The organism is Shigella sp. FC1544 (assembly GCF_001722145.1).
GTDB lineage: Bacteria > Pseudomonadota > Gammaproteobacteria > Enterobacterales > Enterobacteriaceae > Escherichia > Escherichia coli.
In genome coordinates, this window is sequence record NZ_MECT01000518.1 from 1 (window position 1) to 264 (window position 264).

Sequence of the window (264 nt, forward strand, 5' to 3'; positions counted from 1 at the left end):
TACACCACGTCAGCGGTGGGAACGGGCTACTGGTTCCTGCAGTTGCTGGACAGGGTTTCCCCGTCTCAGTGGGCGGCAATAGGCGTGCTGGGGAGTCTGCTGTTTGGGCTGCTGACATATCTGACTAACCTGTATTTCAAAATCAGAGAGGACCGTCGTAAGGCGGCACGGGGAGAGTAATTCAATGACTCAAAACTATGAACTGATTGTGAAAGGGATCCGCAATTTTGAGAATAAAGTTACGGTAACTTTAGCGTTACGGGA

2 protein-coding genes are annotated in these 264 nt (G+C 50.4%); both read left to right on the forward strand.

What is annotated here, in order from left to right:
- A partial coding sequence (locus BGK49_RS19230) for a class II holin family protein (protein WP_000329808.1) occupies nt 1–180 on the forward strand: 180 nt, incomplete at its 5' end.
- A 4-nt stretch (nt 181–184) separates the two neighbouring features.
- The coding region (locus tag BGK49_RS29835; RefSeq protein ID WP_032199667.1) for a DUF1327 domain-containing protein at nt 185–264 on the forward strand (80 nt) is incomplete at its 3' end.